Source organism: Methylophaga sulfidovorans (genome assembly GCF_900114205.1).
In the GTDB taxonomy this organism is placed as follows: Bacteria; Pseudomonadota; Gammaproteobacteria; order Nitrosococcales; family Methylophagaceae; genus Methylophaga; species Methylophaga sulfidovorans.
Genome location: NZ_FOSH01000006.1, coordinates 60148 through 75669, shown reverse-complemented (window position 1 = coordinate 75669; position 15522 = coordinate 60148). Strand labels below are relative to the sequence as shown.

General features: G+C 44.3%; 15 protein-coding genes. 12 read left to right on the top strand and 3 right to left on the bottom strand.

Annotated elements, in window-relative coordinates:
• Nucleotides 1-31 precede the first annotated feature (31 nt).
• Together BM232_RS06445 and lolD are read left to right on the top strand one after the other, a co-directional pair.
• On the top strand, nucleotides 32-1279 hold the full coding sequence (locus BM232_RS06445; RefSeq protein ID WP_091712543.1) for a lipoprotein-releasing ABC transporter permease subunit: 1248 nt from the start codon (nucleotides 32-34) through the stop codon (nucleotides 1277-1279).
• Nucleotides 1272-1958, top strand: coding sequence for a lipoprotein-releasing ABC transporter ATP-binding protein LolD (gene lolD / locus BM232_RS06440; protein WP_091712541.1), 687 nt, complete (start codon nucleotides 1272-1274; stop codon nucleotides 1956-1958). Before BM232_RS06445 ends, lolD begins: the two co-directional genes overlap by 8 nt.
• Here the strand turns inward: lolD and BM232_RS06435 are convergent.
• Complete coding sequence (locus BM232_RS06435; protein ID WP_091712540.1) at nucleotides 1941-2477, bottom strand: DUF2062 domain-containing protein; 537 nt, start codon at nucleotides 2475-2477, stop codon at nucleotides 1941-1943. The two genes, lolD and BM232_RS06435, sit on opposite strands and share 18 nt — an antisense overlap.
• Nucleotides 2478-2521: 44 nt before the next feature.
• On the opposite strand from BM232_RS06435, the gene BM232_RS06430 reads away from it, so the two are divergent.
• Genes BM232_RS06430 through kdsB form a run of 7 tightly spaced genes read left to right on the top strand, consistent with a single transcriptional unit; the run spans nucleotide 2522 to nucleotide 9547 of the window.
• Nucleotides 2522-4768, top strand: a complete 2247-nt coding sequence (locus BM232_RS06430; protein ID WP_091712537.1) for a DNA internalization-related competence protein ComEC/Rec2 — start codon at nucleotides 2522-2524, stop codon at nucleotides 4766-4768.
• Between the two features lie 56 nt (nucleotides 4769-4824).
• On the top strand, nucleotides 4825-5481 hold the full coding sequence (locus tag BM232_RS06425) for a MotA/TolQ/ExbB proton channel family protein (protein WP_091712535.1): 657 nt from the start codon (nucleotides 4825-4827) through the stop codon (nucleotides 5479-5481).
• Nucleotides 5456-5875 carry an ExbD/TolR family protein gene (locus BM232_RS06420; protein ID WP_091712532.1) on the top strand — a complete coding sequence of 140 codons (420 nt, stop codon included), beginning with the start codon at nucleotides 5456-5458 and terminating at the stop codon, nucleotides 5873-5875. The genes BM232_RS06425 and BM232_RS06420 overlap by 26 nt, the downstream gene beginning before the upstream one ends.
• 3 nt (nucleotides 5876-5878) lie before the next feature.
• Nucleotides 5879-7633 carry a lipid A export permease/ATP-binding protein MsbA gene (gene msbA, locus BM232_RS06415; RefSeq protein WP_091712530.1) on the top strand — a complete coding sequence of 585 codons (1755 nt, stop codon included), beginning with the start codon at nucleotides 5879-5881 and terminating at the stop codon, nucleotides 7631-7633.
• Between the two features lie 5 nt (nucleotides 7634-7638).
• Nucleotides 7639-8622, top strand: coding sequence for a tetraacyldisaccharide 4'-kinase (gene lpxK, locus BM232_RS06410; protein WP_091712528.1), 984 nt, complete (start codon nucleotides 7639-7641; stop codon nucleotides 8620-8622).
• Complete coding sequence (locus BM232_RS06405; RefSeq protein ID WP_091712526.1) at nucleotides 8615-8794, top strand: Trm112 family protein; 180 nt, start codon at nucleotides 8615-8617, stop codon at nucleotides 8792-8794. Before lpxK ends, BM232_RS06405 begins: the two co-directional genes overlap by 8 nt.
• Nucleotides 8795-9547, top strand: a complete 753-nt coding sequence (gene kdsB / locus BM232_RS06400; RefSeq protein ID WP_091712524.1) for a 3-deoxy-manno-octulosonate cytidylyltransferase — start codon at nucleotides 8795-8797, stop codon at nucleotides 9545-9547.
• Here kdsB and BM232_RS06395 read toward each other — a convergent pair.
• Together BM232_RS06395 and BM232_RS06390 are read right to left on the bottom strand one after the other, a co-directional pair.
• Entirely contained in the window at nucleotides 9533-9808 is a 276-nt protein-coding gene (locus BM232_RS06395) for a hypothetical protein (protein WP_007146681.1), read from the bottom strand. The two genes, kdsB and BM232_RS06395, sit on opposite strands and share 15 nt — an antisense overlap.
• Nucleotides 9792-12326 carry an Rne/Rng family ribonuclease gene (locus tag BM232_RS06390; protein ID WP_091712522.1) on the bottom strand — a complete coding sequence of 845 codons (2535 nt, stop codon included), beginning with the start codon at nucleotides 12324-12326 and terminating at the stop codon, nucleotides 9792-9794. Before BM232_RS06390 ends, BM232_RS06395 begins: the two co-directional genes overlap by 17 nt.
• A 556-nt stretch (nucleotides 12327-12882) precedes the next feature.
• On the opposite strand from BM232_RS06390, the gene BM232_RS06385 reads away from it, so the two are divergent.
• From BM232_RS06385 to BM232_RS06375, 3 genes are read left to right on the top strand one after another with little or no spacing between them, the layout of a single operon-like run.
• A complete protein-coding gene (locus BM232_RS06385; RefSeq protein WP_091712520.1) occupies nucleotides 12883-13839 on the top strand; it encodes an RluA family pseudouridine synthase in 957 nt (318 codons plus the stop codon).
• On the top strand, nucleotides 13836-14498 hold the full coding sequence (locus BM232_RS06380; RefSeq protein ID WP_091712518.1) for an HAD-IA family hydrolase: 663 nt from the start codon (nucleotides 13836-13838) through the stop codon (nucleotides 14496-14498). Before BM232_RS06385 ends, BM232_RS06380 begins: the two co-directional genes overlap by 4 nt.
• 40 nt (nucleotides 14499-14538) lie before the next feature.
• Entirely contained in the window at nucleotides 14539-15522 is a 984-nt protein-coding gene (locus BM232_RS06375; RefSeq protein WP_091712517.1) for a S49 family peptidase, read from the top strand.

The following is a 15522-nucleotide window of genomic DNA, read 5'->3' as shown; positions in this document are numbered from 1 at the left end:
AGTTTTCTTTTTTCTCATCATTGGCGACATTATGTTCAGACCGCTCAGTCTCTATATCGGCATGCGTTATACTCGCGCCAAACGTCGTAATCATTTCATTTCTTTTATTTCATTAACCTCCATGTTGGGTGTTGCTTTAGGTGTTGCAGCACTAATTACGGTTCTCTCCGTGATGAACGGGTTTGAAAAAGAGCTGAAAGATCGCATCCTGGGGATGACTTCCCATGCCTTTATTACTGGCGAAGATGGCACATTAAAAGACTGGCAGGGATTACAAACCCTTATCAAACATGATCCAGATGTCATCGCTTCTGCTCCGTTTGTCGAAGGTCAGGCCATGCTTAGCCAGGGAAGTCGCGTCCGTGGCACGTTGGTTCGAGGCATTGACCCTAAATTGGAACAAACCGTTTCCACGATTGGCGACAAAATTATTCAAGGCAAATTAGCCGACTTAACTGATGGCAGTTTTGGCATCGTGCTCGGTAAAGATTTAGCCACGGCTATGGGTGTGACTACCGGCGACAAAATCACCATGATCACTCCACACGTCAGTCCAACTCCAGCTGGAGTCATACCTCGACTGAAACGTCTGACGGTGGTGGGTATTTTCGAAATAGGTATGTATGAATATGACAGTGGCCTGGCTGTTATGAATATTGATGATGCCGCTAAATTATTCAAAATACCCGGTCGAGTGACCGGCTTGCGCTTAAAATTTGATGATGTATTCAAAGCCCCTCAACTGTTACGCAAATTAATGCAGGATGTCCCTGTTAACTACCGTGCGGCTGACTGGACATTCCAGCATGCAAATTTCTTCCGTGCCTTAAAAACGGAAAAAACGGTGATGTTTGTCATCCTGATGCTTATTGTGGCAGTTGCCGCGTTTAATATTGTGTCGACCTTAGTGATGATGGTAACTGACAAACAGTCTGATATCGCTATCTTACGTACCTTAGGCATGAGTCCACGCAGCGTGATGGGTATATTTATGGTTCAGGGCACTTTAATCGGCTTAATTGGTACCGCTATGGGGGTTGTTGGTGGTGTGCTGTTGGCCTGGAATATTGAGTCTTTGATCGCCAGTTTAGAAAAATTGATCGGCTATCAATTCATGCCTGCAGATGTCTATTACATCAGTAGTCTGCCATCACAATTAGAATGGAGTGATGTCGGTGTGATAGCAATCACGGCATTTGTATTATCGATTCTTTCCACGCTATACCCTTCATGGCGTGCATCACAGATTAAACCGGCCGAGGCGCTTCGTTATGACTAATCAAGCAGTGTTATCTGCCAGCCAATTATCAAAATCATTTACGGATGGTCAGTTAAAAACTGATGTCCTGAATAACATTAACTTAACGGTCAATCGTTCTGATCGTATCGCCATTGTCGGTAGTTCTGGTTCGGGTAAGAGTACCTTATTACACATTCTTGGCGGCTTAGACTCACCTACCGAAGGCCAGGTGCTGGTTCAGGGTAATGATATTCATGCCATGAAAAACAAAGCTGCCAGCCGTTTGCGAAATCAACACTTAGGTTTTGTGTATCAGTTTCATCACTTGTTGCCAGAATTTACCGCAGTTGAAAATGTCGCCATGCCGTTGGTGATTGGTGGCATGCCCCCCTCATTAGCACAAGAACAAGCGACAGCGTTACTTGATAAAGTTGGACTATCTCATCGCTTTCAACATAAACCCAGCGAGTTATCTGGTGGCGAACGCCAACGTGCAGCATTGGCCAGAGCATTAATTACAGAACCTGCTTGTTTGCTGGCCGATGAACCTACCGGTAATTTAGATCATCGTACAGCGCAAGGTATTTTTGAGCTTATTTTGAAATTAAATGAGGATTTTGGCACTGCACTGGTGATTGTCACCCACGACACTGGACTTGCAGCTAAAATGGATCAGCAACTCACCTTGATTGATGGTTGTTTAGCTTCCGGAGCCTGATTTCTTTTTGTGTTGGCGCTGACGTTGTGTCCAGCTATGGATAACAACTAATCGCCAACCTAAGCGTACAAAAATAATGCCCGCTATTGCTGATACCACACCACAAATTGTGCATCCCAACAGTAAGGGTTGCCAGATCGATAAAAACTCTTTTGAGAACCATTCCCAGGTCAGACTAAAGGCAGGTGTGCCCATCGGCACGTTCAATACCCAGGCACCCAGTTTATAGGCATAGAAAAAGATAGGAGCCATGGTAAAAGGATTGGTAATCCAAACACCCATTGCAGAAATCGGCAAATTGACTCTAAACAGAATCGCTAATGCGGCAGCAACAAACATTTGCCCAGGAATCGGCATAAATCCGACAAATAGACCCAATGCCACGCCACCAGAGATGGAACGACGGTTGGTATGCCATAAACGTGGTTCAGTTAATCTCTGACCAAACTTACGCAGATGTGGATGTTCGCGCATCGTGTTGTGATCTGGCATGATGCGTTTTAGGAATTTACGAGGCATGGCGTCTCAGTAACATGCTAAGTCGGGCGTCATTATAGGGATATATGAATAAAACTGCCATTGCATTTTTGCTCGGCACATTGTTTAGTCTGTACGTAAGCTATCCTTTAGTAACTGGAAGCTTGTTACTACTGTGTTTAGTGACATTTATCTACTATCGAAAAATATGGATATTGGGTTTTATTGTCGGACTATTATGGTGTGCATTTCAAGCACAATTCGCCATTGAAAATAAACTGGCTACGGACGCGCCTGCAAAAGTATCCCATATACAAGGGCTTATTGCCTCAATTCCTGAAACATTTCCTGATCATATTAGCTTTGAATTCCTGCCAGATGCCCCAGATTTACCCAGTAAAATAAAGCTAAGCTGGTATTTCCCTCCTGAACATTACCCCAAAGCCGGAGAACGCTGGCAACTGACGGTTAAACTGAAACCACCTTTTGGCATGATGAATCCTGGTGGCTTTGATTACGAAAAATGGTTATTCAGTCAAGACATCGGCGCAACGGGTTACATCAAAAAAGCAGCAGACAACCAGAGACTGGCTAAATCCACATACTGGCAAATTAACGACTGGCGATTTCAGCTTCAACAGCAGATCCAATCCCTTATTCCTGCAGCAAGCCAGTTACCATTGATACTCGGACTGGCGATTGGTCAACGTGATGATATCAGCCCGTCACAATGGCAAATCTTACGGCAAACCGGTACAAGTCATCTGATGGCGATTTCGGGCTTACATATTGGCTTAGCCGCGGGTTTGGGTTTTTATCTGATAAGTTGGCTATGGCGTTACTCACCGTTTAACACCTTTCATATACCAGCACATCGGATTGGCGCAGTAGCTGGACTGGTGGTAGCTATTTTTTATGCCTGTCTTGCAGGTTTATCTATTCCAACACAGCGAGCCTTGATAATGGTAAGTCTCGCCATGTTAGCCCTGTTTCTGAAACGTCAGGTCTACCCTTCACATATTTTGTCACTCGCATGCATTATGGTTTTGCTGCTTAACCCTTTTGCCTTATTAAGCGCTGGATTTTGGTTATCATTTGCTGCTGTAGCCATTATCTTGATGTGTTTTACCCAGCGTTTTCCAGCTATTCGACTTGCTTGGTTAAAAATTCACTTTGTCATGGCTTTAGGATTAATCCCGCTACTGGTTTTCTTCTTTACTGATGTGTCGGTGATATCACCAATAGCTAATCTGATTGCCATACCACTGGTCAGTATCTTGGTTGTACCGCTGATTATTCTGGCAATGATCGTTTTACCTATCAGCTCATCATTAGCAGCAATATTGCTTTACGCCGCTGACTTTTTACTCGATATCCTCTGGCATATTTTGTCATTTTTAAGTGATGTGCCTTTTGCCAGTTGGAATACGCCTATTTATCCATGGCCACTGCTGTTCATGCTTATTCTGGCAATCTTATTAATTTTGCTGCCGAGAGGATATCCAGGAAAATATCTGGCGTTGGTGTTTTTAATGCCACTTCTGTTTTATAAAACCGAACGCCCGGATTCTGGTGATTTTTATCTGAGCGTTTTAGATGTAGGCCAGGGTTTGGCATCGGTGATAGAAACCAAACATCACACACTAATATTCGATACCGGTCCTCAATTTAGCGATAGTTTTAATACGGGTGAGGCTGTTGTTATCCCCTTCTTGCGTTACCGGGCTATTAACCAGATTGATACCTTACTTATTAGTCATGGTGATAATGATCATATCGGCGGATTACACGGGGTCATCAATAACACCGAGGTGAATCAGATTATGTCCAGCCAAACCATCCGTGATGTCGACACCCTATTATGTAGTGCTGGGCAACACTGGCAGTGGGATGGTGTTGAGTTCGCTGTATTACAGCCATTTCCTGAACAATCTGGTTCAGAAAATGAGCGTTCCTGTGTATTACGTATCCAAGGAAAAAATCAATCTGCCCTATTACCCGGTGATATTGAGAAACAAAGTGAGCAAAAACTAGTTCAGCAATATGGAGATGAACTTAAATCCGATATTTTACTTGTGCCACATCATGGCAGCAGAACTTCCTCAAGTATGCCATTCGTGCATGCCGTATCCCCCAGGTACGCCATCTTTTCTGTTGGCTTTCGTAATCGCTATGGTTTTCCGGTGAAAGACATTGTTCAGCGCTACAAAGTCGTAGGCAGCGAAATTCTTAGAACTGATTGGAATGGCGCTATCCTGTTCCGCAATGGCGATGCTCCTGTTTTGTGGCGCCAGCATGAAGAACATTTGTGGACGTCGAAAGCTACTGAGTAAGACAATTTTCACGTATCATGAACGCTATTTTCGTTTAAACAACTGAGACTGACATCATGCTGGAATTGTTTAAAGCTGGCGGTTGGTTGATGATCCCGCTATTTATCTGTTCGGTCATCGCCATTGCTATCATCGCAGAACGTTTTTGGAGCCTTCAAAAAAAACGCATTGCCCCTAAAGAATTGATCACCCAGATCTGGCAATGGCTAAAATTTAATCAAGTTGATGAACATCGCATCAAAGCCCTGCAAAGCAATTCTCCTCTTGGTCAGATTCTCGCTGCCGGACTCGTCAATCGCAATAGCTCAAGGGAAATAACCAAAGAAAGCATTGAGGACATTGGTCGTCATGTCACCGTAGCACTGGAACGCAACCTCAACACATTGGGAACAATCGCAGCGATCTCACCGTTATTAGGCTTATTAGGTACGGTACTGGGTATGATTAAAGTATTCACCGTGATTACCACCGCTGGCGTCGGAAATCCGGAAATCCTGGCAGGCGGTATTTCAGAAGCCTTAATCACCACCGCTACCGGCCTTGCCGTTGCCATCCCCAGTGTTATTTTTTATCGCTATTTTCGCGGTAAGATCAATATGCTCGTGGTTGGTATGGAAGAGCAAGCCATGCAGTTAATCGAGATTCTGCATGGTGATCGTCAGTATGATCCAGATGAGGAAGCAAGACGTGAATCTATCACCAAAACGATCTGAGGAACCGGATGTCAATCTGACACCGATGATTGACGTCGTTTTCCTACTTTTATTGTTTTTTATGGTCTCCACCAGCTTTATTCGTGAAAGCTCTTTAAAAGTGGATTTACCAGAGGCCACAGGTGAAGCAATGGCCGAGCAGGCAGATCCTATAGATATTGTGATACAAGCAGATGGTAAAGTACTTGTGAACGATCAGACTATCGCCAACGTCACCCCTGCCGCACTAGCGGAGGCATTAAAACGTGTTGTCGGTGAACAAAAAGATCCCCATGTGATTATCAGTGCTGATGCCAAGGCTGAATATCAACTTATCGTCACAGCCATGGATACTGCTCAACAATTGGGCTATACCAAACTGACCCTGGCAACACGTCAAACAACAGCGGAATAATCAATGAGTCAAACACCTGTCACCCTGACAGCAGTCCAGTTATATAAACGTTTATTAAGCTACGTTAAGCCATACTGGCTGGCTTTTGTAATATCCATTATTGCTATGGTCGCTTTCGCCGGCACAGAAACCGGGATGGCGGCGTTAATGAAACCGCTGCTCGATGGTAGTTTTGTGGAAAAAGATCCCACCACCATAAAGTATGTGCCACTGATGTTGATCGGCCTGTTTTTGATTCGAGGTGTAGCTAACTTTCTGACGACTTATGGTCTTGGCTGGATTGCAAGGAATGTTATCAAGACCTTGCGTGAAGAAATGTTCGAGAAGCTCATTACTCTGCCTGCCAGTTTCTACGATAAAAATAACTCCGGCCAGCTCATGTCGAAGTTACTTTATGACGTTGAACAAGTCGCTGGGGCCGCTACCGATGCTATTTTGACGGTTATCAGGGATACATTAACGATTATCGGTCTGATTGCCTGGATGATTTACCTGAACGGTTTTCTGTCTCTGATTATTTTAGTTACCGTGCCTTTTGTCGCCGTCCTTGTTTATTTTGTCAGTATCCGTTTCCGCCGAATCAGTAAAGAAATTCAAGGGTCGATGGGCAATGTCAGTCATGTTTGTGGCGAAATTATTGAAGCACACCGAGAGGTAAAAACATTCGGCAGTCAAGCTTATGAAACAGCACGTTTTGATCGCATAAACAGAAAAAATCGTGGGCAACAGATGAAAAAAATTGCCACCGATGCTTCCAGTGAACCGGTTATTCAATTGATTACGGTGTTAGGTCTTGCCATGGTGATCTATCTGGCAACCCTACCTGAAGTCCTCAATTCTATTACTGTTGGTAGCTTTATTTCCTTTATCACGGCGATGTTTATGCTACTCACGCCGTTAAAACGCCTGACAAAAGTCAACTCTAAACTACAAGCAGGTATTGCGGCGGCAGAGAGTATTTTTACCTTACTGGATGAAGAACCAGAGCATGACAGCGGCACACTGACAATGGATCGTGCCAAAGGTCAGATTGAATATCGTCATGTCAGTTTCAGTTATGACGAAGGCAAAGGCAGTGTTCTGAATGATATTTGTTTCACTGCTGCACCGGGACAAACCATCGCTTTTGTTGGCCACTCTGGTAGTGGTAAGACGACTTTAGTCAGCCTGCTTGCCCGCTTTTATAATATTGAAAAAGGGCAGATTCTGATTGATGGCGTAGATATCAGTCAGCTCACGCTAAAAGATTTACGTAAACAATTATCATTGGTTAATCAGCAGGTCGTATTATTCAATGACACCATCGCCAACAATATTAGTTATGGTCAAGCAGGTGAAGTGAGTGAAGAAGCAATCATAAAAGCTGCGAAATCAGCGCATGCCTGGGAGTTCATTCAGAAATTGCCACAAGGCCTGCAAACTGAAGTGGGCGAAAATGGTGTGCTGCTATCAGGTGGTCAGCGCCAACGTCTGGCGATTGCCAGGGCACTGTTACGTAATTCACCAATATTGATTCTGGATGAAGCGACGTCAGCACTTGATACCGAAGCAGAGCGCCATATCCAGGCGGCATTTGAAGAATTGATGCGTGAACGTACTACTCTGGTCATCGCCCATCGTCTATCCACTATTGAAAAAGCCGACATCATTATTGTCATGCATGACGGTGAAATTCTTGAAACAGGCACACATCAGGAATTATTAGCGAATGGAAAACATTATGCTGAATTGTATCGCCTGCAATTTCAGGATGACTAGCCACAATGCACTGGTTAACTGACAGCTGGTATCAGTCAGCCACGAAATACTGGTTTTTATTACCGCTGAGCTGGTTATATCGCTTTATCGTGCTATGCCGTCAGTGGGCTTATCGTAAAGGCTTATTCACCACACATAAAATGCCGGTACCGGTGATTGTTGTGGGTAATATCACGGTAGGTGGCACAGGCAAAACCCCATTTGTAATTTGGCTGGCTGAACAATTAACTCTGGCTGGTTATAAACCGGGCATCATTAGTCGTGGCTATGGTGGTTCAAGTCGAAAATATCCATTGGAAGTGCATAAAAACAGTAATGCCAAGCAATGTGGTGATGAACCCTTACTGATTGCTAAGCGCAGTGGCTGTCCTGTTGTCGTTGATCCGGACCGTCCGCAGGCAGCTATTCACTTATTGAGTCAATATCATTGCGATGTGCTGATTTCTGATGATGGTCTTCAACATTATGCATTGCAACGAGATATAGAGATTATTCTTGTTGATGGTAGCAGACGCTTTGGTAATAAACATTGTCTGCCAGTGGGTCCTTTACGGGAACCAATCTCTCGTCTGACTTTTGTTGATTTCATTATTTATAATGGCTCGGGTGATGAGCACAATCCTTCAATGCAGTTAAAAGCCATGCATTGGGTTAATGTGCATGATGAGACAGTGACAATGCCGTTAACGCATTTCCGTCATAAAGAAGTGCATGCTGTGGCTGGCATTGGTCATCCCAAACGTTTTTTTGACGCATTAGTCGCCACTGACATTATTGTTCACCCTCATGCCTTTGCTGACCATCATCAGTATTTACCTGAAGATCTAAGATTTTATGATGAGCTGCCCATTCTAATGACCGAGAAAGATGCCGTAAAATGTCAGTCTTTTGCTAATAAAAACATGTGGTACTTACCAGTTGAAGCCACGCTAGATAGCCCACTATTTCCGGCTATTCACCAAAAATTAAAGGAACGTTCTCATGGATAATGCGCTTTTAGAAATACTCGCCTGCCCTGCCTGCAAAGGTAAACTGCATTATAAAAAAGAGTCTCAGGAGTTAATCTGTAAGGCTTGCCGCCTTGCTTATCCTGTCAAAGATGATATCCCGGTCATGCTGATAGAAGAAGCACGCCAAATGCCGGCGGACGAAGAGGTCTAAATGGGTTTCAGTATAGTTATTCCAGCTCGCTTCGCATCGAGCCGTTTGCCCGGTAAACCATTATTGGATATTGCTGGCAAACCTATGATTCAGCATGTCTACGAACGCGCTTTGGAAAGTGATGCCGATAAAGTGATTATCGCGACGGATGATGAGCGCATTGCTGAGGCTGCTAGTGCTTTTGATGCTGATGTCTGCATGACTTCAGACACTCATCGCTCCGGGACAGATAGATTAGCGGAAGTCGTTCAACAACGTCGTCTTGAAGATGACGATATTGTGATTAATGTGCAAGGTGATGAACCTTGTTTGCCAGCCTTACTGATTAATCAGGTAGCAGCCGATCTTGCTCAGCATGCTGATGCCGATATGGCCTCACTATTCAGTCGAATCCATCAAGAAAAACAGGTGTTTGACCCAAATGTGGTCAAAGTTGTCATGGACAGCCAGGGTTATGCTTTATATTTTAGCCGGGCTCCAATCCCCTGGATGCGTGATCATTTTCATAAATCACCCTTGCCTACAGAACTCCCTCATTATCGCCATATTGGCTTATATGGGTATCGAGCTGCTTTTCTGAAAAACTATGCTGAAATGACGCCCTGCTTACTGGAAACAGAAGAATCTTTAGAACAATTGCGAGTATTGTTTCACGGTAAAAAAATACACATGTCAGAAGCCTTAATTAGTGCCGGACATGGGGTAGATACAGAAGCAGACTTACTTGAAGTCAGACGTTTATTGGCAGAGTAGCTTATCCAGACCTGCAGCAATCAGTTCAGCGTGTAAATTTCCTTCACCATCAAAGACAGGTAAGGTATATGTGACCGGGACAGGCCTGTGACCCTCTCCGTATTGATTAGGCTGAATATTATGGCCTGACTCTAACACTTGCAGGATTAATTCAGCGCCATCCAACAGCTCAATAATCTCACAACGATGTTGTTGATAAGAAACCTGCTGGCCGATTAAGGCCAGCAGTTCTTCGTGCAGAATATTACTCTTGCGTGGCATTCGTCTCACTCACTTCAGATTTGGCCTTGGTTTTCTTTTCAGGGCCATTATCATCCGAAGCAGGACTTTTTTCTACTACCACTTTCTTTTCTTCAGCTTGTTTTTCCACCTGTTTTTCAACTGGCTTATCACTAGCAGCTGGTTTTTCTACAGGTTTAGCAGAATCACCTTCTTTAGCTGGAGCTGGAGCTGGAGCAGCAGCTTTAGCTACATCACCTTCTTTGGCTGCACTAGCAGCTGCCGCTTCGGCTTTGTCCTTATCACTTGGACGACGGCGTCTGTTTGTCGGGCCTGATGAACGAGGTCGACGAGGCTTACTGGCAGGTACTTTGTTGCCATCCACTTCCGGCTCTTTATCCGCTTTGATGAGATTGCCATTCACTTCAGGTTCAGGCTCAGGAATAGCGTTACCATCGATTTCTGGCGGCGGCGGTGGCGCCATATTGCCTTTATCCACCTCTGTAGAATTAACCGTATTGTTCTCAGGTGAACCATTTTCAGCACGTGCAGGACGACGACGGCGACCACCACGACGTGAACGACGACCATTACTATTACGGGGTTGTTTCTCATCGTTATTATCTGCTGCCGAATCTTCTTTCACTGGCGGAGCAGCAGGCACTTCTGCTTTTTTCTGCTCGGTATTATCAGTGTTTTTATCATTTCTGCGACGCGGTTTTTTACGCTCACTGTTATTTTCAGTGGACTCTTGATTATTCGCCGCTGCATTAGTTTTTGAACGACCACGTCCCCGACGATTCTGCGGACGTTGTTCCTGTGAGCTTTTTTCTTGTTTAGTATCCACTACTGGCTTTTCTTCCTTTTCTGGCTCACTTTTTCCTGTCAACACATTTAACAGACGTTTAAGCAGGCTTGGTTTTTGTTCAGGCTCTTTCTCACGAACAATCACCGGAGCTGGTGCAGCAGGTGAGATCCCTTTCACCGCAGGTTGTTCCATCGTTGGCTTATCACGCAGCACAACCGGTACTTCCTGTTCTGGTGGAGAAATTAATTGATGACTGACTTCATTACGCTCACTGCCATCCTTAATGCGTTCGATATCATAGTGAGGTGTCTCCAGGTGTGGATTTGGAATTAACACCAATTTCACCCCATGACGCTTCTCAATGATATCGACCTGTGTACGTTTGTCATTAAGAATGAATGTCGCAACAGGAACAGGTAGCTGCACAATTAACTGTGATACACGGTCTTTTGTTGCTTCTTCTTCGATAAGGCGTAATACCGCTAAGCCCAGAGACTCAACACCACGAACATGGCCAAGACCCGCACAACGAGGACAGATTTCCTGATGAGCATCACCCAGTGCAGGACGTAAGCGCTGACGTGACATTTCTAACAAACCAAAGCGAGAAATGCGGCCAACTTGCACCCGGGCACGATCGGCTTTCAGATGTTCACGTAAACGATTTTCAACTTCACGCTGGTTACGGCTTGGGCCCATATCGATGAAATCAATAACGACCAAACCACCTAAATCACGCAATCTTAACTGGCGTGCAATTTCTTCTGCCGCTTCAAGATTAGTATTAAAGGCTGTTTCCTCAATGTCACCACCTTTATTAGCGCGTGCTGAGTTCACATCGATAGAAATCAACGCTTCCGTCGGGTCAATCACTAATGCACCGCCCGATGGCAGGCGAACCTCATGACGGAAAGCACTCTCAATCTGGCTTTCAACCTGATAGCGGGTAAATAGCGGTACTTTGTCCTGATACAACTTAAACTTGTTCAGTTCATGTGGCATGACCATACGCATAAAGTCATAGCCTGTTTGGTAAACTTCAGGCGAATCGACCAGAATCTCACCGATATCTTTACGCAGATAATCGCGTAATGCGCGGATGATAATATTGCTTTCCTGATAGACAAGGAATGGCGCGCTGCGGTCTTTTACAGCAACATCAATCGCTGTCCATAATTGGACAAGATATTCAAGATCCCACTGCAATTCTTCAGGTTGTTTCCCCACACCTGCAGTACGCACAATCATGCCCATACCATCAGGTACTTCAAGTGAGCGCAGGGCTTCTTGCAGCTCTGCACGGTCATCACCTTCGATACGACGTGAAATACCACCAGCACGGGGGCTGTTTGGCATTAATACTAAATAGCGACCAGCCAGACTGATGAATGTTGTCAGCGCAGCACCTTTATTACCACGTTCTTCTTTTTCAATTTGGACAACCAGTTCCTGACCAACAGAAAGTACGTCCTGAACATTCAGACGACCGTTATTGTCGTCATTATCATCACGCTTTTTGAAGTAGGTTTTTGAAATTTCTTTCAGTGGTAAGAAGCCTTGTCTTTCTGCACCATAATCAACAAAAACAGCTTCTAAACTCGGTTCTACACGAGTGATTTTTCCTTTATAAATATTACCTTTCTTTTGTTCTCTGGAAGGCGTATCGATATCCAGATCAAACAGGCGCTGGCCATCGACCATTGCCACACGCAACTCTTCTTCATGTGTTGCGTTAATTAAAATTCGTTTCATGCACTAACCTCAATGTTGAGGTTCGCATATCCTGCCGCACACCACCGTAGCGGACGCGATAGCCAATCGGGCTTTACAGAGCGACGATGTCTGTTATTCAGTAATTAATTGTAAATCGTATTGTTTATTCATGTGCCCCCCATCAAGGCATTCATGATTCATCTTTGTATCTTTCATCGTGTTGCAATAAGGTTCTGCAACTTTTATTGGTTTTCAGCCTGTTCAAGCTTTGTGTACCTGAACCGTTTTTTCTTATATTAATTACTTTAAATTGTCGTCCTGCCTGATGCGTCTTTCTACTCGTTTTGATGGCAATCAAGACATGGGAACCTGATATTCTTACAAGGACTCCCTATGAGTCCGCCTGCTGAACCCCTGTTCAGCCAAGATATATTTGTTTACCGGGCGCCGCATCAACCTCATTTATGGAGGGCGCGACGCAAAAATCAGTCAACGTGGGCAAAAGTAGGTATACTGACCTCATTTTACGCACGGACCAACGATCGAATATAGCAGTCTATTGCCATCTCAGCAACTGAAAAATTAAACCTATTCTATGGCAGCTCACAAACCACAGTTACAAAAAGTCCAATTTCTTGAAATAAGTGCTTCTCAAGCCGGGCAACGTATCGACAATTTTTTACTAACCCTTGAAAAAGGTGTGCCCAAAAGTCGCATATATCGAGCTATTCGTAAAGGAGAAGTTCGGGTCAATAAAGGACGCATCAAACAAACCTATAAAATTGAGGCTGGTGATATTATTCGGGTACCACCACTACAGGTTTCAGAAAAAACGGCGCCCACCGAGATTAATGAATCACTGAAACAACAACTACTGGCCAGTATCATTTTTGAAGATGATGCCATGCTCGTCTTAAATAAACCTTCGGGTCTTGCTGTTCATGCCGGTTCACAAATTCAAGTTGGTGTCATTGAAGCTTTTCGCTTAATAAAACCCGAATTAGAGTTTATCGAATTAGTTCATCGTCTGGATCGAGATACTTCAGGCTGCCTGTTAATCGCAAAAAGTCGCGAAAGTCTGCTTAATCTCCAGCAACAAATGCTTTCAGATGGTATTGATAAACGCTACCTGACATTGCTTAAAGATGAAATGAACAGCGATGAAGTTTATATCGAGCAGCCATTACAAAAAAACACTGTGTCTTCAGGCGAACGTATGGTTAAAGTCGATCCGGAAGGTAAATCAGCAAAGACACTGTTTATAAAAAGACAAGGGTATGGCATTGCACAGCTTAGCGAAGTCAAACTGTTTACCGGAAGAACACATCAAATTCGTGTTCACTCTGCCTGGTCTGGTCATCCGGTAGCTGGCGACGATAAATATGGCGATCGTGAATTTAATAAACAAATGAAAACATTTGGTCTTAAACGTTTATTCCTGCATGCCTGGCGATTGGGTATTCACCATCCTATCACTCAGGAGCCACTATCACTTGAAGCTCCGCTTCCAGAGAAGCTGGCACAGGTAATCAAACAACTGGAGCTGTCATGAGCCGTTACCAACTCATTGTGTTCGACTGGGATGGGACCTTGATGGATTCAACAGGCCATATCACTTATTGTATGCATCAAGCCATCAACACATTATCACTTGAGCCATTGAGTGACAGTCAGGTGAGTCATATTATCGGCCTGGGCTTAAATGAAGCCGTGCAAACCTTATACCCTGATGCCGATACAGCTACCTGGAATGCACTAGCCGATTGCTATCGCCAGACCTGGATAAATACGCCGGAGACAACACCTCTGTTTGAACATGCTGAAAATCTGCTTAAACAACTCAATGAGCAAGAAATATTTCTGGGCGTTGCAACAGGAAAAAGTCGACGAGGTCTGGATAGAGCATTGAGTCAAACTGGTCTGGCTGAGTTATTCATCTCTACCCGCTGTGCAGATGAATGTCATTCCAAACCTCACCCTCAGATGTTGATGGAGCTGATGGATTTTGCTGGTGTCGATGCCGAACAAACCCTGATGATTGGTGATACCGAGTTCGACTTAATGATGGCTCATAATGCTGGTGCTCACAGTTTGGGTATCACCCATGGCGCGCATTCAGAAATCACCCTCAAAGCGGCTAAGCCAAAAGCCATTGTGCATAATCTTTATCAAGTCGAGAAATGGTTAACTCGCCCTGACACAGAGTTTTGATATGATGGCATACTTATGTTTTTTTCAGGAATAGATCAATATGGCAACATTCGGCGACTTCCCACCTAATAACGGTACGGAAAACAAAGGCAACGACAAGGAAGATCATAGCTGGGAACGCAATGTTCTGAGAGATTTAGCTTTTGCAGCAATCAGAGAACAACGTAATAAACGTCGTTGGGGTTATGTCTTTAAAGGCCTGCTTTTTCTCTACCTTATCGCTTTTTTAATACTGAGCTACTCGCCATCTAAACTGTCTTCGGCAACTGGTCCGCATACAGCAATGGTCGAAATCAGTGGTCCAATCGCCAGTGATTCAGAAGCGAGTGCTGACAATATTGTCACAGGTATTCGTAACGCCTTTGAAGATCAGTCAGCAAAAGGTTTGATCCTGCGAATGAATACACCCGGTGGTAGCCCTGTCCAGTCAGGTATTGTGAATGACGAAATTCAACGTCTGAAAAAAACACGTCCTGACTTCCCGGTCTATGCTGTCATTCAGGATGTGTGTGCTTCAGGTGGCTATTATATCGCCGTAGCTGCCGATAAAATTTATGCTGACAAAGCCAGTATTGTTGGTTCGATTGGCGTCAGAATGGATGGCTTTGGCTTTACTGGTTTAATTGATAAAGTGGGCGTTGAACGACGTTCTCTAACCGCTGGTGAACATAAAGCCTTTTTAGATCCGTTCCTACCAATGAAAGAATCAGATCTGAAGCATGCTCACCAGATGCTGGATACCATTCATCAACAATTTATTGATGTGGTAAAAGCAGGTCGTGGAGATAGACTAGCAAAGGATGATAATCTATTTTCAGGTTTGTTCTGGTCAGGTGAGCAAGCGGTCAATCTTGGTCTGGTTGACGGTTTAGCCAATACCAGTAGCGTTGCACGTGATATTTTAGGCGCTGAAGATATTGTTGATTACACCCCACGTCCAAACTATCTTGACCAATTTGCAGGAAAACTCGGCGCATCAATCTCTCAATTTGTCAGTGAGAAGGCATCATGGAGTGTGAACTGA